8 protein-coding genes are annotated in these 21,346 nt (G+C 41.4%); all 8 read right to left on the bottom strand.

The genetic code is table 11. The annotated features are described in order from the left end of the window. Window positions 1–78 precede the first annotated feature (78 nt). Window positions 79–15,180 carry a mucin-binding protein gene (locus QFX10_RS04560; RefSeq protein ID WP_280607027.1) on the bottom strand — a complete coding sequence of 5,034 codons (15,102 nt, stop codon included), beginning with the start codon at window positions 15,178–15,180 and terminating at the stop codon, window positions 79–81. 698 nt (window positions 15,181–15,878) lie between these two features. Further along, window positions 15,879–16,604: a DUF1129 domain-containing protein gene (locus QFX10_RS04555; protein ID WP_280607026.1), complete on the bottom strand. Its 726-nt coding sequence runs from the start codon at window positions 16,602–16,604 to the stop codon at window positions 15,879–15,881. 36 nt (window positions 16,605–16,640) lie between these two features. Continuing rightward, on the bottom strand, window positions 16,641–17,741 hold the full coding sequence (ychF, locus tag QFX10_RS04550; protein WP_280607025.1) for a redox-regulated ATPase YchF: 1,101 nt from the start codon (window positions 17,739–17,741) through the stop codon (window positions 16,641–16,643). Window positions 17,742–17,759: 18 nt separating this feature from the next. Next, window positions 17,760–17,948, bottom strand: a complete 189-nt coding sequence (locus QFX10_RS04545; protein WP_280607024.1) for a DUF951 domain-containing protein — start codon at window positions 17,946–17,948, stop codon at window positions 17,760–17,762. Window positions 17,949–17,962: 14 nt separating this feature from the next. Further along, window positions 17,963–18,841: a ParB/RepB/Spo0J family partition protein gene (locus QFX10_RS04540; RefSeq protein WP_280607023.1), complete on the bottom strand. Its 879-nt coding sequence runs from the start codon at window positions 18,839–18,841 to the stop codon at window positions 17,963–17,965. Then, window positions 18,822–19,598 (bottom strand): ParA family protein, encoded by a 777-nt coding sequence (locus tag QFX10_RS04535; protein ID WP_280607022.1) that lies wholly within the window; start codon window positions 19,596–19,598, stop codon window positions 18,822–18,824. Before QFX10_RS04535 ends, QFX10_RS04540 begins: the two co-directional genes overlap by 20 nt. Before the next feature lie 11 nt (window positions 19,599–19,609). After that, window positions 19,610–20,446, bottom strand: a complete 837-nt coding sequence (noc, locus tag QFX10_RS04530; RefSeq protein WP_280607021.1) for a nucleoid occlusion protein — start codon at window positions 20,444–20,446, stop codon at window positions 19,610–19,612. A 2-nt stretch (window positions 20,447–20,448) separates the two neighbouring features. After that, window positions 20,449–21,192: a 16S rRNA (guanine(527)-N(7))-methyltransferase RsmG gene (gene rsmG / locus QFX10_RS04525; RefSeq protein WP_280607020.1), complete on the bottom strand. Its 744-nt coding sequence runs from the start codon at window positions 21,190–21,192 to the stop codon at window positions 20,449–20,451. Window positions 21,193–21,346 lie beyond the last annotated feature (154 nt).

Genomic DNA, 21,346 nt, shown 5'->3' with positions numbered 1-21,346 from the left:
TAACATGTTCCTAGATCACTAATAAATTCCTCTAACCCACCCGTCATCCTTTAAATATATTAAATCTGACCTATTGATCTAGTTTCTTTTTCTTCGTTTTCTTTGGCCTAGTTCTGTGGCGCCTAACAAGGCTGCTCCACTCAACAATCCTAGTCCTAGTAACATTGACTCTTCATCGTTTTCATCACCAGTTTGTGGTAATTCACCTACAACTTCTCGATTCACGATCTGGTTTTGATCCAAAACTTGTTTTGAACCTTCCGATGATATTTGTCTTTGGTTTACCTGAACTTTCTGGTCACTTTCTTTCCCCTCTCCAACAGATGTCGGTGTTACGGAGTTTGGCTTGGCTGGCTCTGTGACATTTGGTTCACCTGCAGTGTAATAGTATACTGTCTGACTTTGATCTTTCATATCTGGTGTCAATACTCTCCCAGCCACTACTAGTTTATCTGGTGTATATCCATCTAAAGTCGGAACAACACTTGGATCTATCGTCCCATCACCATTCCATACAGTTTCGATCGTCTCACCAGTTACCTTATCGATCACATATGTCGGCGTAAAGACTTTTTCTACCACACTAGATGGAAACGCTGGCTCGCCTTTATGAGGACCATTACCGTAAACATAGTTGATCGTATCAGTAACAGTTACTGGGATATCTGTAACTGTTTTTGTTCCATGTTCTAGATAAACATAGTAGTCTTGCTGTTTGTTCGTATCTTCATCAAACATTCCCTCACTAGCCTCAGGCTGTGCATAAACTAATTCATAACCTTTTGCACCGTAGTCTTGAAGCCTATTACTATATTTTGTTCCGGCTTCACCACTTAAGTGTTGGATAAAGTCTGTGATCTCTTTTCCATCACTTGGAGTATATCCAGTATTTTTGGTCTTTGCACCGTTAACGTCAATATAGTGGATCGTCACCAGTTGCTCCCCAACATAGTAATTGATCGTATCTTTTAAGTTTGCGCTATTATGGTCGAGCTGAGTTGCACCAACTGTCGCTTTATCTGCCACATATCCTGCAACTGTTGGACTTTCAACCGCTTCTGTCGTTTGCGCTGGACTCCATGTTGTAGCCAAAACCTCTTTAGTTACTGCATCCAACGTATTTCTTGAAGTAAAGACGTAATCTTTTTCATATGTCTGTGCGACTTGCCCACCCTTCAGAGGACCATTGCCATAGACATAATTAATAGTTTGTTTGATCGTCTTTGTTTCACCATTTTCTTCTAAACGACCGTGTTTCAAGATAACCTCAAAGATCTGATCGACATTCTTATCATTATCAAAGGTCGCATCTGTTGGGAAACCATCACTTACTAACACGTACCCTTTGCTTGTCAACTCATTGATCTTGGCCACCGTCGTATATTCGATCTTGGCGTTATTTCTACCTGTAACACTATCTGAACCTAACTGTTGTCCTGTCGTTTCATCGATATAATTGATCGTTGCTTTTTGATCATCATAGTTGTAAACGACTTTTGTATCTTCCCCTGGATCTTCTGGAGTGATCGTCGGTACTTCTGGCGTCATTCCTGGAATATTTGGTACTGGTTGATCTGGGGTCGTCTTACTTGGATCAGTCGGATCATTTGGATATTTTGGATTTGGCACATCTGGGATCGGATTACCATCTGGATCTACCGGAACGATCTTGCCTAATGGACGGTAAACGACTTGTTCACTCAAGTTTTCTTGCACTGTGTCTTTAGCGTTTACAACTGCTTTATCAACATAGTACCCTTCAACAACTGGAGATTTGACTGCATCATATTGTGACTTGTCAGCTGTCCACGCTTCGTTAGGGTTCTTGATTTCTCCCGTTACTGTGTCAATGATCAACGTCCGCGTCCATGTTGATGTTTGCACATTGTCATCAGCAACTTTGTTGCCTTGTTCATCAACATAAGTGATCGTTGATGTGTAGTCTTTGCGGTATTGATCTTTAGCTGGCCATTTTGGTCCGTTTGGATCTGGATCGTTAGGGTTCACTGGAGTTTCTGGTTCGTGTGGATCATTTGGTCCAACTGGCTTTTCTCCGTGTTTCAAGATAACTTCAAAGATCTGATCGACATTCTTATCATTATCAAAGGTCGCATCTGTTGGGAAACCATCACTTACTAACACGTACCCTTTATTTGTCAACTCATTGATCTTGCCCACCGTCGTATATTCGATCTTGGCGTTATTTCTACCTGTAACACTATCTGAACCTAACTGTTGTCCTGTCGTTTCATCGATATAATTGATCGTTGCTTTTTGATCATCATAGTTGTAAACGACTTTTGTATCTTTCCCTGGATCTTCTGGAGTGATCGTCGGTACTTCTGGCGTCATTCCTGGAATATTTGGTACTGGTTGATCTGGGGTCGTCTTACTTGGATCAGTCGGATCATTTGGATACTGTGGATTTGGTACATCTGGGATCGGATTACCATCTGGATCTACCGGAACGATCTTGCCTAATGGACGGTAAACGACTTGTTCACTCAAGTTTTCTTGCACTGTGTCTTTAGCATTTACGACTGCTTTATCAGCGTAGTACCCTTCAATAACTGGAGATTTGACTGCATCATATTGTGACTTGTCAGCTGTCCACGCTTCGTTAGGGTTCTTGATTTCTCCCGTTACTGTGTCAATGATCAATGTCCGAGTCCATGTAGATGTTTGCATATTATCTTCAGCAACTTTGTTGCCTTGTTCATCAACGTATGTGATCGTAGCGGTGTATTCCTTACTGTATCGATCCTTTGTAGGCCATTTTGGTCCATTTGGATCTGGATCGTTAGGGTTCACTGGAGTTTCTGGTTCGTGTGGATCATTTGGTCCAACTGGTTTTTCTCCGTGTTTCAAGATAACCTCAAAGATCTGATCGACATTTTTATCATTATCAAAGGTCGCATCTGTTGGGAAACCATCACTTACTAACACGTACCCTTTATTTGTCAACTCATTGATCTTGCCCACCGTCGTATATTCGATCTTGGCGTTATTTCTACCTGTAACACTATCTGAACCTAACTGTTGTCCTGTCGTTTCATCGATATAATTGATCGTTGCTTTTTGATCATCATAGTTGTAAACGACTTTTGTATCTTTCCCTGGATCTTCTGGAGTGATCGTCGGTACTTCTGGCGTCATTCCTGGAATATTTGGTACTGGTTGATCTGGGGTCGTCTTACTTGGATCAGTCGGATCATTTGGATACTGTGGATTTGGTACATCTGGGATCGGATTACCATCTGGATCTACCGGAACGATCTTGCCTAATGGACGGTAAACGACTTGTTCACTCAAGTTTTCTTGCACTGTGTCTTTAGCATTTACGACTGCTTTATCAGCGTAGTACCCTTCAATAACTGGAGATTTGACTGCATCATATTGTGACTTGTCAGCTGTCCACGCTTCGTTAGGGTTCTTGACTTCACCTGTCACTGTGTCAATGATCAATGTCCGAGTCCATGTAGATGTTTGCATATTATCTTCAGCAACTTTGTTACCTTGTTCATCAACATAAGTGATCGTTGAGGTGTAGTCTTTGCGGTATTGATCCTTTGTAGGCCATTTTGGTCCGTTTGGATCTGGATCGTTAGGGTTCACTGGGGTTTCCGGTTCGTGTGGATCATTTGGTCCAACTGGTTTTTCTCCGTGTTTCAAATGGATCACTACATTTTGATCAACATCATCATTGTCATCAAATGTTGCTGGTAATCTATCTTGACTCACTAATACATAGCCCTTGTCAACGTAACCATTGATGATCCATTGATAATCTTGGAGAACACTTGCGCCGATCACACTTGAACTTGCGCCCACTGCTAATCTCTCTTTGTTTTCTAAGATCTTACCATTATCACCATCATCGATCACTGTATAAGTCAATACTTGTTGATTTGCGCTGTAGTAAACTGTCACTTCGCTGTTTTGACTAGCTGAGGTGACTGTTTGAGCTTCGACCACAGCTTTATCAGCTGTATAACCAGCGATCGTTGGGCTTGTCACCGCCACAAACGTATCTGTGGCTGGATTCCAGATCAGATCACCAACATTTTGTTTAGTAACTTGATCTACTTTATAAGTTGGTACAAACGTCTTCGTCTCAGTCACGCTATCAGCTGCTCTTTGACCTGCTTTTGGTCCGTTACTGTAAACGTAGTTGACTACTCTTGTGACGTTCACTGGCGTACCTTCTACGTCTCTTAACGTATGTGTCAAGTAGACATAGTAGTTTTGATCGACACTTGGATCAGCATCAAAAGTCCCAGTACTTGCTTCTGGCTGTGCTTCTACGAGCTCATAACCAGCTTGTTCATAGTTCCACAACGTATTGGTGTAACTTTGGTCTGCTTCACCTGTCAATGTTTGCAGTTGCGCTGTCAACTCAGTCCCTGACGTTGGGGTGTAGCCTGTACCTTTTTCGACTCCGTAAACGTCCACATAGTGCACTTTTACTGTTTGAGTCCCAGCAGTATACGTTACGACATCATTTAAGTCTGTCGATTCATGCGTCAAGCTTTGACTGCCAACACTTGTCTTATCAGCGACATAGCCGGCAACTGTTGGGCTCGTTACTTCTGATGTTGTTTGTGGATCGCTCCAAACAGTAGTCAGCACCGCTTTCGTTACTGCATCTAACGTATTTCTTGAAGTGAAGACGTAGTTTTTTGTATACGTTCTAGCAGCTTCTTCACCTTGTTTTGGTCCATTGCCATAGACATATCTGATCGTTTGTTTGATCGTCTTCGTCTCGCCATTTTCTTCTAAACGACCATGGTTTAAATGGATTACTACATTTTGATCAACATCATCATTGTCATCAAATGTTGCTGGTAATCTATCTTGACTCACTAACACATAGCCCTGACCAACGTAACCATTGATGATCCGTTGGTAATCTTGGAGAACACTTGCGCCGATCACACTTGAGCTGGCACCAACTGCCAATCTCACTTTGTTTTCTAAGATCTTACCATTATCACCATCATCGATCACTGTATATGTCAATACTTGTTGATTTGTGCTGTAGTAAACTGTCACTTCGCTGTTTTGACTAGCTGAAGTGATCGTCTCTGCTTCGACCACAGCTTTATCAGCGGTATAACCAGCGATCGTTGGACTTGTCACCGCCACAAACGTATCTGTGTCTGGATTCCAGATCGGATCACCAACATTTTGTTTAGTCACTTGATCTACTTTATAGGTCGAAACAAACGTCTTTGTCTCAGTTACGCTGTTGGCTGCTCTTTGTCCCGCTTTTGGTCCGTTACTGTAAACGTAGTTGACTACTCTTGTGACGTTTACTGGCGTACCTTCTACATCTCTTAACGTATGTGTCAAGTAGACATAGTAGTTTTGATCGACACTTGGATCAGCATCAAAAGTCCCAGCGCTTGCTTCTGGCTGTGCTTCTGCAAGCTCATAACCAGCTTGTTCGTAGTTCCACAACGTATTGGTGTAACTTTGGTCTGCTTCACCTGTCAATGTTTGTAGTTGAGCTGTCAACTCAGTCCCTGAAGTCGGTGTATAACCTGTACCTTTTTCGACTCCGTAAACGTCCACATAGTGCACTTTTACTGTTTGAATCCCAGCAGTATACGTTACGACATCATTTAAGTCAGTCGATTCATGCGTCAAGCTTTGACTACCAACACTTGTCTTATCAGCAACATAGCCTGCGATTGTTGGGCTCGTTACTTCTAGTGTTGTTTGTGGGTCGCTCCAAACAGTAGTCAGCACTGCTTTCGTTACTGCATCTAACGTATTTCTTGAAGTAAAGACGTAGTCTTTTTCATACGTTCTGGCAGCTTCTTCACCTTGTTTTGGTCCATTGCCATAGACATATCTGATCGTTTGTTTGATCGTCTTCGTCTCGCCATTTTCTTCTAAACGACCATGGTTTAAATGGATCACTACATTTTGATCAACATCATCATTGTCATCAAATGTTGCTGGTAAGTTATCTTGACTCACTAACACATAGCCCTGATCAACATAACCATTGATGATCCGTTGGTAATCTTGAAGAACACTTGCGCCGATCACGCTTGAGCTTGCGCCCACTGCTAATCTCACTTTGTTTTCTAAGACTCTACCATTATCACCATCATCGATCACTGTATACGTCAATACTTGTTGATTTGCGCTGTAGTAGACTGTCACTTCGCTGTTTTGACTAGCTGAGGTGATTGTCTCTGCTTCGACCACAGCTTTATCAGCTGTATAACCAGCGATCGTTGGACTTGTCACCGTCACAAACGTATCTGTGGCTGGATTCCAGACTGGATCGCCAACATTTTGTTTTGTCACTTGATCTACTTTATAGGTCGGCACAAACGTCTTTGTCTCAGTTACGCTATCAGCTGCTCTTTGACCTGCTTTTGGTCCGTTACTGTAAACGTAGTTGACTACTCTTGTGACGTTCACTGGTGTACCTTCTACATCTCTTAACGTATGTGTCAAGTAGACATAGTAGTTTTGATCGACACTTGGATCAGCATCAAAAGTCCCAGCGCTTGCTTCTGGCTGTGCTTCTGCAAGCTCATAACCAGCTTGTTCGTAGTTCCACAACGTATTGGTGTAACTTTGGTCTGCTTCACCTGTCAATGTTTGTAGTTGAGCTGTCAACTCAGTCCCTGAAGTCGGTGTATAACCTGTACCTTTTTCGACTCCGTAAACGTCCACATAGTGCACTTTTACTGTTTGAATCCCAGCAGTATACGTTACGACATCATTTAAGTCAGTCGATTCATGCGTCAAGCTTTGACTACCAACACTTGTCTTATCAGCGACATAGCCTGCAATTGTTGGGCTCGTTACTTCTAGTGTTGTTTGTGGATCGCTCCAGATCGTATCGATAACAGCCTTAGTTACTGCATCTAACGTGTTTCTTGAGGTGAAGACGTAGTCTTTTGTATACGTTCTGGCTGCTTCTTCACCTTGTTTTGGTCCATTACCATAGACATAACTGATCGTTTGTTTGATCGTCTTCGTCTCGCCGTTTTCTTCTAAACGACCATGGTTTAAATGGATCACTACATTTTGATCAACATCATCATTGTCATCAAATGTTGCTGGTAAGCTATCTTGACTCACTAACACATAGCCCTGATCAACATAACCATTGATGATCCGTTGGTAATCTTGGAGAACACTTGCGCCGATCACACTTGAGCTGTCACCAACGGCTAATCTCACTTTGTTTTCTAAGACTTTACCATTATCACCATCATCAATCACTGTATACGTCAATACTTGTTGATTTGCGTTGTAGTAGACTGTCACTTCGCTGTTTTGACTAGCTGAGGTGACTGTTTGAGCTTCGACCATAGCTTTATCAGCTGTATAACCAGCGATCGTTGGGCTTGTCACCGCCACAAACGTATCTGTGGCTGGATTCCAGACTGGATCACCAACATTTTGTTTAGTAACTTGATCTACTTTATAAGTTGGCACAAACGTCTTCGTCTCAGTCACGCTATCAGCTGCTCTTTGACCTGCTTTTGGTCCGTTACTGTAAACGTAGTTGACTACTCTTGTGACGTTCACTGGCGTGCCTTCTACGTCTCTTAACGTATGTGTCAAGTAGACATAGTAGTTTTGATCGACACTTGGATCAGTATCAAAAGTTCCAGAACTTGCTTCTGGCTGTGCTTCTGCGAGCTCATAACCAGCTTGTTCGTAGTTCCACAACGTATTGGTGTAACTTTGGTCTGCTTCACCTGTCAATGTTTGTAGTTGAGCTGTCAACTCAGTCCCTGAGGTCGGGGTGTAACCTGTACCTTTTTCGACTCCGTAAACGTCCACATAGTGCACTTTTACTGTTTGAGTCCCAGCAGTATACGTTACGACATCATTTAAGTCAGTCGATTCATGCGTCAAGCTTTGACTGCCAACACTTGTCTTATCAGCGACATAGCCTGCGACTGTCGGACTCGTCACTTCTGATGTTGTTTGGGCAGCACTCCAGATCGTATCGAGAACAGCTTTCGTTACTGCATCTAACGTATTTCTTGAGGTGAAGACGTAGTCTTTTTCATACGTTCTGGCTGCTTCTTCACCTTGTTTTGGTCCATTGCCATAGACATACCTGATCGTCTGTTTGATCGTCTTCGTCTCGCCGTTTTCTTCTAAACGACCATGGTTTAAATGGATCACTACATTTTGATCAACATCATCATTGTCATCAAATGTTGCTGGTAAGCTATCTTGACTCACTAACACATAGCCCTGATCAACATAACCATTGATGATCCGTTGGTAATCTTGGAGAACACTTGCACCGATCACACTTGAGCTGGCTCCAACTGCCAATCTCACTTCGTTTTCTAAGACTCTACCATTATCACCATCATCGATCACTGTATATGTCAATACTTGTTGATTTGTGCTGTAGTAAACTGTCACTTCGCTGTTTTGACTAGCTGAAGTGATCATCTCTGCTTCGACCACAGCTTTATCAGCGGTATAACCAGCGATCGTTGGACTTGTCACTGCCACAAACGTATCTGTGGCTGGATTCCAGACTGGATCGCCAACATTTTGTTTAGTTACTTGATCTACTTTATAAGTTGGCACAAACGTCTTCGTCTCAGTCACGCTGTCCGCTGCCCTTTGACCTGCTTTAGTTCCGTTACTGTAAACGTAGTTGACTACTCTTGTGACGTTCACTGGTGTGCCTTCTACATCTCTTAGCGTATGTGTCAAATAGACATAGTAGTTTTGATCGACACTTGGATCAGCATCAAAAGTCCCAGCACTTGCTTCTGGCTGTGCTTCTGCAAGCTCATAACCAGCTTGTCCGTAGTTCCACAACGTATTGGTGTAACTTTGGTCTGCTTCACCTGTCAATGTTTGTAGTTGAGCTGTCAACTCAGTCCCTGACGTTGGGGTGTAACCTGTGCCTTTTTCGACTCCGTAAACGTCCACATAGTGCACTTTTACTGTTTGAGTCCCAGCAGTATACGTTACGACATCATTTAAGTCAGTCGACTCATGCGTCAAGCTTTGACTGCCGACACTTGTCTTATCAGCGACATAGCCTGCAATTGTTGGGCTCGTTACTTCTAGTGTTGTTTGTGGCTCGCTCCAAACAGTAGTCAGCACTGCTTTCGTTACTGCATCTAACGTATTTCTTGAGGTGAAGACGTAGTCTTTTTCATACGTTCTGGCGGCTTCTTCACCTTGTTTTGGTCCATTGCCATAGACATATCTGATCGTTTGTTTGATCGTCTTCGTCTCGCCGTTTTCTTCTAAACGACCATGGCTAAGGTGGATCACCACCAACTGATCTACAGATGAATCTGAATCATATTTGTCTGGGATCTCAGACATACTTTCAATAATATATCCCTGTTTTTCATAACCATCAGCGATCTTTTGATAGCGTTGATAGATACTTAACGGAATATTTGCCTCTGATTCACCTGTCCCAAGCAACGTTACTGGAACAAGCTCTTTGTTTTCAGTATCATCTATCACTTGATAATTGAGCACTTGTTGCTCAGGAGCATAGTAAACGGTAAAGCTCAGATCACTTTCTGGCGTTTCATGCGTTACATTGATACTTTCGATCTTTGCTTTGTCTGGTGTATAGCCTGAGACAGTCGGACTTTGAACTTCAACAAATATTTGAGGACTGCTCCAAACTGTATTGATAACTTCCTTAGTTACTTTATCGATCGTATCGACAGAAGTGAACGTTATTGGTTGTGAAGTGTACATTGGCGCTGCAACGTCACCTTTATGGATCCCACTAGCATATAAATAATTGATCTTCTCTGTTAATGTTACTGAAGATCCTGCCTTATCCTCTGTATCATGCCGTAAATGGACCACTAATGTTTGATCGACTGTTGGATCATTATCGTAGTTATCAGGTACTGGATCTTGGCTGACTACAACATACCCAGCAGCTTTATAACGTTCGATAATATTTTCATAATCACTCTTAGTCGAAGCACTGACTTCTGAATTTGATAAACCATTTCCAAGCTCTTGCTTGTCTACTAATGTAACTGGTGTATATCCCGCATCAGTTTTAGTGCCTTGATCATCGATAACAGTCACACGTAAAGTTTGGAGATCTTCAACATATTTGATCTCATACACTTGAATATCTGTATCAGTATTACCAGTATTTTCAGTGTTATCAAAAGTCAATTTAGCTGCCAAAGCCGCATCTAAACTGCTATATTCTTTTCCGTCTGGCGCAGTGACTGTATAGCGATAATTTTGACGTCTAAACGCCAAAGATCCATTTGCTAACGTAGTTGCATCTGAAAGAACAGGCCTTCCATCTGCACCATAAAACATCGTTCCCCCAGATACCCCGTCATTATAGAAAGGACTGATATTTTCTGCCTCAGCTATCGTTGTTGGGATCTCTTTTGCAGGATCATTTTTACTAATGATCACAGCCTTTTGGAAATCACCAACATAATTAACGATAAAGTTTTGCGTGGCACCAGAGATATCACTGGTACTATCAAATGTTCCTTGAGCTACTAAAGCATCAGCTAAAGTATCATATTCACTACGTCCATCTTTATCTGTCAGTAGTTTACCCGTACGATCGACTACTGTGATCGTATAGTGATATCCTTTACGAGCTAATTGTGCATCCGTTACACTAAAGCTGATAGCGCTGACCCCTGTTGGATCTTCTTGGAAGTTACTTCCAGTATTTGCTTGCGGATCACCAGTCGCAGTCGCCAACTCAGTCCCACTAAGCGATCCTTCAAGTAACCGCGCTTTATCGACTTGATAGACCCTTGTCACCACAGTAGAACCATCGGCTTGTAAAAGAGTACTTGGGGAGAAAGTGTTTCGTGTGAATTTATATCCAGTAATAGTTTCGGGAGGATCAAGCACTAAAGCTTTCCCCGCTTCACCAAAAAGATCACCATTTTCAATGACATACTCGCCAGTGCTTGGATCTAAAGCAGCTTTACCTTGTACATCTTTGTAACCGTTGATCTGATTTCCATCTTGATCAACGATCTTCAAAGTAGCATAAGTCGCATAAGTATCAGTAACTGTCCCTGGGATTAAAGAGAGCTGATTTTCATAACCCATGACTTGTCGTAAAGTAACTTTCTTCGACATATTATGCTCACTTGTCGGTGAATATGCGTTAAATTGATAAACGATCTTGTTACTTGCACTCAATGCTGGCACATATAATACTAATGATTTGACTGTTGACCAATCAGTTACTTGGTCGGCAGTCTTTAATTGACTTGGGAGCGCTTGACCACGCGACCATGTCGATCCATCCTCAAAGGTTAACGTTGTACCGTCTGAACTCAGTGTAGCTAACTGCGTCGAATAATACATTGTATGTGCGTCATTGACATAGTTATTGGTTGGATCAATTGCCAATGACCCTGGTCCACTAACATTTAGCGTAAAATCTTGGGTCGCATTAGGATTATTGCCATCAACTACTCCAACTTGGGGGAGATTCATAACTGAAATAACACCTTTTAATGGGTCAGCGGTATTATTGACCATCCCCATTTGAAGTGTTTGAAGACCAGTCTTCTTACCATTAACATCAATAAAATCTTGAGCTGGATAACTCAAACCACTAGAAGATAAACCAACATCAGCAGTCCCCTTGATCAAAGGTACTGGTCTAACTTCAACAGGCGCAATGATCCGCAAATAGCCATTATTAGTTCCTGAGAGTAGCGGTATAGTATCAGCGCTCGTGCCATCATTAAACACGATCTTTGTCTTAGATGAATCAGATAGATCAGAGTTACTAAAATCACCACCAACTTGAACCCAGCTAGTATTTCTATCACTATAGAAGTTAGGAGCATAAGCACGTAAACCTTCAGTTGAAACTCCCATCGCTTGTAGTTGTGCTACAGTATATAGATCTAAAGTCTTATTATTGGCTTTGTCTTCGTAAGCGTATAAGGTCTCAGTCGTTCTGTTCGTATCAAAACCATTTAACGCATCACTACGGACCTGTACATTAATGCCCACTCTGTCAGTAGGTCCAAGTTCAAAGCCTGTCCCAGTCCAATCAAGAATAATAACTTCCTGATTATCACTATTGTACTTCCTAGATATTTTAGGCTCTGGGACCTCCCCTTGAGCTGACCTAACAGCATAGAACCTATTTGAGCCCGCAATTTTAGTGACTTCCATTTGATCTGGAATAGTAAAGTACACGATCGGCTCTTTAACTTTTTTATATATTGTTTTAGGTTCTTCTACCCAGTAACCACCTGAAAGATCGGTAGCTGTATTATTGGGCTTTCCTTCTAAGATCCCACCTGCATCTAGGTTTACCCCAGGTTTATAAACAGAAGTCGGTTTTGTTAGACTTCCACCTGCTTCTAAATACAACGATAAGCTATCGCCTAAATTATACACACTTTGATTATTTCCAGATCCAGCCGATGAAGGTAATACCGTCCTAATAGGTAAATTAAGCACTGTATCTTCTGCTCGAAATGGTCTAAGGTCTAACTGTATACTCCGTTTTCTATTTTTAGATGTAACAGATATATTTGTAGTATACACATTATCTTTACCGTACTGTGCAAGAGTATTTAGATACCCCAATATATTGATGTATCCAGTACCGATATCATGATAGCCGTCATAGTAAGTTGAGTTATAACTCCTTTCCATAATGGCGTTAGCATAATAAGGAACATCTGGGGTAACATCATAAGCCGAAATTTTTACGCCTTCAGCTAACTTTTCCCCATTGCTAAACTTACCAAAGTGATCTATAACGCCAGTAGTCGGGTTATAGCTTTCCCCAGCTTGTAATCGTTGTGTTATTTTACTTCCATCTGCTCCAGTAACGACGACTATGTAACCTGTCTGCGCTGGATTATATGACCTAAAATCGGCATAGTCACCACTTACATTGTTTAGGGGCATGACGATCCCAGTAGTTGTGACCTCAGCTGGAAAATCAAAATGATACGTAGGCGTAAAACTAGTAAGCCCCTTCCCTTTTAGCCCTACTGAATACAATACTGGGGCGTAAGGTGCACCATTTTCTAATATTGGTACATTTATTGTCATTCGATGCGTCGTTGGGAGATTATCATACCCATAATAATATGGCATAGAACCAAAATTCGTGTTCGACTCATACTCATCAATACCACTGTTTCTTTGATTAAAAATTGGATATTGCAGATTAATGCTAAAATCTTCATAAACTTTAGCACCATCTCTAGGTAAAACTTTTTCGGCAAAAGATTTAAGATTTTTGACAGCTCTGCTAGCATCTAACGCTTCACCAGTATCAATATTTGTTTGACCAAAGTAATGTTTTTCGCCATCACCTACATCATACCAGCCTGAGGCCTGTCCACTCTCACCTGTCGTCTGTTCACTAGTATACCGTCCAACAAATGGCACTTTGTTAAGACTAGCCATACTGCTTACTCTTAAATAATCAACAACTATGGGTGTTCCCTCGCCTTGAGGTTGTGTTACTGAGAAAAGCCCCTCGCCATAAGATCCCTCGTATGCACTCTTCTTTATATAATCTTTAGTTGCTTGTTCATCTAAAAGAAAGTGTTCAGGAACAGGGATACTCAGTCTTAAAATACCATTCCCTGCATATTTATCAGAATCTACCGTAACAACATACAGATAGTTTTCATCAACAGTTCGTAGTACTTTGCTATTCTCGACAGGCCCAATGCTTTTTATATTAATATTAGGAATAACCTCTTCTCCCAGCTTATACACGATCTCATTGCGTGTATTAGCGGGGGCAGCTTCACCATTTATTAAAAAGCTGATCTCATAACTTTCCCCACCATGATATTTTTTTATATCACTTCCTGTGCCACTCTTGTATGGTAGGTATTCGTCAGAACCACTAGTAGCAGCATGCCCATGGTTAAAGAAATCAACAGCGGGGATGATCTGGGTTCGGGTGACAGTAACATTATCAGGTGCGTCCTCGATCGTCCAAGTCATAGTCCAGCTACCGTTTTTCTCACGCTTCTTCACAGGATTTCCCGTTGGGCGCATCTGCTCTACTGGGCTTACGTAATAATAAGTATAAGGATAATTTTTAAGAGGACTAAAAACCAGACTAAATTTATCACCTTTTTTCCCTGTATATGACACTGTCATACCTAGTTTACCTTGATACTGGCTACTGTAGTTGGCATGCCCTTGAGCATCATATACGTACATTTTAGAGCCATCTTCTAATACTTTAGGAGCAGACAAAGTTCCATAGCTATCTCCTTGGGTCAAAGAGGTCAAACCAACTGATCTACCGTCAGTCACATCTGCTGCTTTAGGTTCTACGCTTGCAGTAGTTGCTAATAATGAAGTTTCTAATTTGTTTGTTGCGACTGAACGTGCTGTTCTTTTCAAAGGCGTTAGATCTTTTTCACGCTCTAAAAAGTCAATATTTGCTTTTGTATGTAGACCATTTACTTGACCTTGAACTTTTGCTGGTTCATCGGCTTGTTTTTGCTCACTAGATACTACTGAAGTGGCTGTTTTTGTTTCAGTCACATCTTTATTGACTTTATCAACTACGTTTTCTTCTTTTGCTGTTGCTTGAATTTTGTTATCGGAAATTTGCTCTCCTACCTGATCATCCTTAGCCACCTCAACAGGAGCATCCTTTTCAGTAGGCGTACTTTCTTGCTTATCAACAGTCGTTGCTTGCCCCTTAACACTCTCATCTTGGTCTTTTGGAGCATCTTGTCCATTGGATGTTTCAGTTTCTTTTGCAGTGACTTCTCCTTGACTAACAGTCCCTACTTGAGGTTGATCTGCTTTATTTACAGCATCACTTTCCTCAGTGTCTTGCGTTTGCTCTGATATCATTTGGGGCTTGTCTGTAGCAGTTTGCTCACTTGATCCATCAGCCTGTTCTTTTTCAGCCACTACAGAAGCGCTAGTTTGGCTAGCTGGATCACTTTCTTTTGTTTCACTAATATTTACAACTGGCTGAGTAGTTTCATCTTTAACATCATTTTGCGCAGTCGTACTTGTTAGTGGCGCCTCATCAGCAGAAACTTGTTGTACGAGCGTAGCGGTGCTAAAGAGCGACATCCCAGCTACGACCCACATTTTCTTCCTTTTATATAGCTTATACCGCTTCTTTTCCTCAGTCGTATATTTAAACAACCGCGAATTGACATTATACCTAAGCATGCACACCCCTCCTATGATCGTGTGTTAATCATTAAAAATATGTGATATTGAATAGTTTTACACCATTTTTTAATTAAGATAACTTTTCCGTAATAAACTCCATTCTTCACTTCAGTTATCATCACAATTTAAGGGTATACTAATAGTAGTATCACGTAAACTAGTTTTTGACCTCGTCACTACTTAAAAAAACTTATTTTCTTTTATAAATTGCTATTATATATATAATTTGACGTATTAAAATTTTTTCATCCTTTTTATTCCTTCGATACTTTTATTCAAATAAAATCGATTTATTCATTTGTTGTAGGGGGCTTGCTCATCATTATTAACAAAAACACCTAAAAAAAAATAAGAGTAATTTAGAAAATTTACTTTTCTAAATTACTCTTATTTGGCAGAGACTGCTTAATAGCATAATCTCATTAAAACAAGATCTCTACAAAGCCTTGGGAACTTTGCAGAGATCTTGCGGAAAGGAAAGCGGTCTTAGCACGCTCTCTAACGTAAAGTTTATCTAAAATTTAATAAAAACGCAACTTTAGCAATACCTATATCTCTCTAGCAACTAATAATTTGCGCATTTGCTCAAGAGCACACCTTTTCTAAACAAAAAGACCACTTTAAGCGCCAAAATGACTGAGGCTTGCAGTGGTCTTTTAATAAGCTATCTGTTTATCTCGCAGGTCTAAAGTTCGTTAAAACATTACACTTCTAAAGTTGAATTTTTTCTTCAAATAGCGTCGTGCTAAGTAACCTAGACCAGCTAAGATCGCATAAACGATCGGTTCCATCGTCTTATTGATCGAGACTGGGATAAAGGCGATCACGCCAAAAGCCACGATCCAGATCAAGATCAACTCAAGTGTTACTAAAAGCGTCCTGATCCAACGTCTCCGTCCTTTTTCTTTCCGGGCAGACAGCATGCTACGGTAGAAGAAGGCAAGCCCGATCCCAGCGATCGTTGAAGTTGCTAAAAGTGTGATCCAGCCACCACTAACATCGGCTTGTTTTGGTGAGAAGAGTCCTAGCAAAGTATACATGATACAAAACATGATAAACATGATCAAACCATTATCAAGTGCTAAGACCCAAAACTTAGGTAGCTCTGTTGGCTCATCTTCTTTTTTTGGTCCATTGACGATCTCTTCTGCTTTCTCTGTGACTGTCCCGTAAAGCTTAGTTGCGACGATCCCTTGACGTTGTTTATCTTTTAATTCTTCATACATCAAAGTCAAAACTTGTTCTTTTTTCTCAGGATCATAGTTTCTTTCTGTTAAAGCTTTATCTAAATGGAACAAATAATCTTCATTGCGCTTTGTTAACCCTGAAAATTTACCATCGCGCACAGTCACTTGAACTTCTTTGGCCCGTTCTTGTTGGCGCTTGGCTGCTTGTTCGTTACGTCTACTTTCTTCTGCCACGCAAATCCCTCCTAGCTGGATCTTTTAGTTAAATTTTTAAACGTTGAATCTAAATTCGATGATGTCACCATCTTGAACTTCGTACGCTTTACCTTCTGAACGTAAGCGTCCAGCTTCTTTAACAGCTTGCATGCTACCGTATTTATCTAGATCAGCAAAGGACACTGTTTCAGCTCGAATAAAGCCTCTTTCAAAATCCGAATGGATCACACCTGCAACTTGCGGAGCTTTCATTCCTTGTTTGAATGTCCAAGCTCGGGTCTCTTTACCTCCAGCTGTAAAGAAGGTCGCTAGGCCTAAAAGTTTGTAAGACGCTTTGATCAAGCGATCGAGCCCTGATTCTTCCACACCTTCCATTTCAAGGAATTCTTGTTTTTCATCTTCATCCATTTCTGCGATCTCTTCTTCAGTCCGAGCACAAACAGCTAAAGCTTTCGAACCTTCAGCTTCAGCAAATTCTTTGATCTCTTGGTAGTATTTGGAACTTTCTGGATCAGCCATATCTTCTTCGGCGATGTTAGCAACGTAAAGGACTGGTTTAGAAGTCAATAAGAATAGACCTTTAACGATCTTTTGTTCTTCTTCGTTGAATTCGAGCGAACGCACTGGTTTTTCTGCTTCTAAAGCTGGTTTGATCTTCTTTAAGACTTCAAATTCAGCGACAGCGGCTTTATCTTTTGTCCGTGCCACTTTTTCGACCCGCGCATAACGCTTATTGACTGAATCAAGATCCGCTAAGATCAATTCTAAATTGATCGTTTGGATATCTTCTAATGGGGCAACTTTATTGGCCACATGCGTGATATTTTCATCATCAAAAGCGCGCACGACATGGACGATCGCATCGACTTGACGAATATTTTCTAAGAATTTATTTCCAAGACCTTCACCTTTGCTTGCGCCTTTAACGATCCCGGCGATATCAGTAAATTCAAATGTTGTATGCACGATCTTTTTAGCGGGAATGATCTCATCGATCCGGGCTAACCGTGCGTCTGGAACTTCGACCATCCCGACATTTGGTTCGATCGTCGCAAAGGGGTAGTTTGCCATTTCAGCGCCTGCCTTTGTGATCGCGTTAAATAATGTTGACTTGCCGACATTTGGTAAACCAACGATACCTGCTGTTAATGCCATGATTACTTTCTCTCTTTCCTATTCTTTAGTTGCTTTTTCTAAGACCTTTTTCATCTTTTTATCAAATTCGCGACGGGGCAACATGATCAACCGACCGCAGCCAGTACATTCGATCTTGATGTCCATCCCCATCCGGATGATCTCCCACCGGTTGACCCCACATGGATGTGGTTTTTTCATCTCAACGATATCATGCAATTCGTACATAGTTTTCCCCCCACTTAGTCTAAATTTATTTCTAAGAGCTCTAAGATCCGATTAAGATCATCTAACGAAAGATATTCGATCTCGATCTTACCTTTTTTAGTCTTCTTATTTTCTTTGATCGACACGCTCGTTCCCAACCGTTCCCGCAATAATTCTTCACTGTGATGAAGATGCGGATCTTTTTTAGCTGTTTTCTTTGGCTTTTTAGCTTTTGTCTCACCGTTCAAAGAGCTCACGAGCTGTTCAAGTTGACGCACAGTCAAACTTTCTTTGACTGTTTTTTGCGCAACTTTGCCTAAAAGCTTTTTATCTTTTAGTGAAAGTAAAGTCCGCGCTTGGCCCATCGAAAGTTTCCCTGCTTGTAATAAGTCTTTGACTTCTTTGGGTAAACTCAATAACCGCAAATAATTAGCGATATATGGACGTGATTTGCCTAAGCGTTCTGAGACTTGGGCTTGCGTCAGATCAAGCTTTTCCATCAAAGTATTATACGCTTGTGCTTCTTCTAACGGCGTCAGATCTTCTCTTTGAAGATTTTCTAAAACGGCGATCTCCATCATCTTTTCTTCATCGAATTCACGGATGATAGCCGGGATCGTTTCTTCTTTGGCTAATTTTGAAGCCCGAAAACGGCGCTCCCCAGCGATCAGCTCATACCCCATCACAGCAGACGGACGAACGATCACGGGTTGGAAAACACCTTGCTTTTTGATCGAAGCTGCTAACTCTTGTAAAGACTCTTCATCAAAAGTTCGGCGCGGTTGGTATGGGTTGGTCCGGATCTCATCGAGCTTGAGCATCACGACCGCATCTTTATCTGTTTTTGGGCTTTCGACCGCGGAAAATAAGGCTTCAAGTCCCCGGCCTAAGGCTTTATTTTTCTTCTGTGGCATTAGCTGCCAAAACCTCCTTTGCTAAAGCTTCGTATGCTTTGGCACCTTTTGAATTGGCATCGTAATCGACGATCGGTTCACCATAACTCGGTGCTTCAGAAAGTTTGACATTGCGCGGAATGATCGTTTCATAAACAGCTTCTTTGAAGTAATCTTTGACTTCACTTACGACTTGATTGCCTAAGTTAGTCCGCGCATCAAACATCGTCAATAAGACACCTTCGATCTTTAATGTAGGATTAAAGTGTTTTTGCACTAATTGATACGTATTGATCAACTGGTTAAGTCCTTCTAGCGCATAGTATTCGCTTTGGACAGGGATCAAGATCGAATCACAAGCCGTAAAGGCATTGACTGTCAAGATCCCTAATGAAGGCGGACAGTCGAGCAAAAGATAATCATATTCATCTTGAACTAAAAGAAGCGCATCGGCTAAGCGCTTTTCGCGCGCAAACTGTGATGCCAGTTCGATCTCAGCCCCAGACAAACGGATCGTTGCGGGCACGACATCTAGATTTTTGCGTTTAGTCGTTAAGATCACGTCTTCTAAAAAGACTTCATTAACCAAAACGTCATAGATATCTTGCTTGATCTGGGCTTTGTCGATCCCGATCCCACTTGTCGCATTACCTTGGGCGTCCATATCGATCAACAAAACGCGTTTGCCTTGATCGGCTAAACAAGCAGCTAAATTGACACTTGTGGTCGTCTTCCCAACGCCACCTTTTTGGTTGGCTAGTGCAATAACTTTTCCCAAAAATATCCCCCCTAGTCTCTAGCGACTGGAATATCAATAATGATCCGATGGAATTCAGTAGTATTTTCTTCGCTCATATTAACTTTGAGCCCTGATTTTTCGACCATTTGGACAGCTTTTTTAACTGTATTGATCGCTACTTTTTGATTAGGTGCAACATTTTTTGTAACGGCACGTTTCTTCTTTGGTTTAGCTTCTTCTTTTGGAGCTAAACTTTCTTTGACCTTTTCTTCAGTCTCTTTGACAGAAAGACCCTCAGTCTCGATCGTTTGTAACATCTCGACTTGCTTTGCCGGTTCAAGGGCTAATAAGCTTCTTCCGTGGCGTTCTGTGATCTTGCGGTCTAAGATCGCCGTTTGCACAGTTGGCTCTAATTTCAACAAACGCAATTTATTAGCGACAAATCCTTGGCTCTTACCCATTTCTTTTGCTAATTGCTTTTGGGTCAAGTCATTTAGTTCCATTAAATGCGCATAGGCTTTAGCTTCTTCAACTGCCGTCAAACCTTCGCGATGCAAGTTTTCGATGATCGCAAGCGAAGCTGACTCAGAATCACTCATCTCTCGCACGATCGCGGGAACTTTTTCATAGCCAAGTTTAGTGACTGCACGAAAGCGCCGCTCCCCAGCAATGATCTCATATTGATCTTCCGCTAGTTTTCGTAAAACGATCGGTTGCAATAAACCATGTTCGTAGATCGTATCGGCTAATTCCGCGATGCTTTCCTCACTAAAAACTGTTCGTGGCTGATTTTGGTTAGGCACGATCTTAGCTAACTCGATCTCTTGGACGCGATTTTTATTAGTAACATCTTCGTCCTTATTTTTTTTAAAAAATGAAAATGCCATTTTTATTTCCTCCCTTGGGGCGCTTCTAAAGGTTGTTTTGCCGGTGTTCCTGGTTTTCTTGGATATTTTTTAGGCGTTTCTTTGACTTTATCGATCACGAGCAGATGCCGTTTTTCGTCACTTTTTGGTAAAGTCGTCTCGATATCGGCTTGTAATTTACCCCCTAAAGTCTTGATCGCATAGCGTCCTTCAGCTAATTCTTCGCCTGCTTTTTGCGCTTTCAAAGCGATAAAACGGCCCCCGACTTTAGTCAATGGTAAACAAAATTCGCTCAAAACGCTCAAACGCGCAACGGCACGTGCGGTCACAATGTCAAAGCTCTCCCGAAACGCACTTTTTTTACTTGCAAATTCTTCAGCACGCGCATGATAAACAGAGACCTCGTCTAGCTCAAGTTTAGCTGCTAGCTCATGCAAAAACTTGATGCGTTTGTTGAGCGAATCAACGATCGTCACTTTTAATTGGGGAAAGACGATCTTTAACGGGAGTGAAGGAAAACCAGCCCCCGCCCCGACATCACAGAGCGTCCAAGCATTTTGGCTTAAATCTGGGATCTCTAACGCGGGTAAGAGCGAATCATAAAAATGTTTAAGATAAACTTCATCTTTAGCTGTGATCGCCGTCAAATTGACATGCTCATTTGTAGCAACTAAAAATTCATAGTACATCTCAAATTGTTCGAGCTGTTTTGGGCTAAGCTCGATCCCTTTTTGCGCTAAAGCTTCTTTAAATTCTTCTGGTGTCATTTGGTCCCCTTAGATCTTATTTCTGAATTGTGAAACAATATTTAATTTCTATGTTTCACGTGCTATTATAATAGTAATTTATTTAGTACTAAAATACAAGTTAAGACGTTGAAAAGACTAACGTTTGCGCCTGTAATTCTTTAAGAAAGGACAA

Origin of the sequence: Ligilactobacillus faecis, from assembly GCF_029889745.1 — a bacterium.
Lineage (GTDB): Bacteria > Bacillota > Bacilli > Lactobacillales > Lactobacillaceae > Ligilactobacillus > Ligilactobacillus faecis.
Note: the sequence above shows the minus strand (reverse complement) of the source record. Positions and strands in the feature narration are given on the sequence as shown.

Bases quoted from the DNA above. Each gene is read 5' to 3' on its own strand.
- ychF (WP_280607025.1), bottom strand. From the start codon at position 17,741: ATGGCATTAACAGCAGGTATCGTTGGTTTACCAAATGTCGGCAAGTCA.
- rsmG (WP_280607020.1), bottom strand. From the start codon at position 21,192: ATGACACCAGAAGAATTTAAAGAAGCTTTAGCGCAAAAAGGGATCGAG.
- QFX10_RS04540 (WP_280607023.1), bottom strand. From the start codon at position 18,841: ATGCCACAGAAGAAAAATAAAGCCTTAGGCCGGGGACTTGAAGCCTTA.
- QFX10_RS04560 (WP_280607027.1), bottom strand. From the start codon at position 15,180: ATGCTTAGGTATAATGTCAATTCGCGGTTGTTTAAATATACGACTGAG.
- QFX10_RS04545 (WP_280607024.1), bottom strand. From the start codon at position 17,948: ATGTACGAATTGCATGATATCGTTGAGATGAAAAAACCACATCCATGT.
- noc (WP_280607021.1), bottom strand. From the start codon at position 20,446: ATGGCATTTTCATTTTTTAAAAAAAATAAGGACGAAGATGTTACTAAT.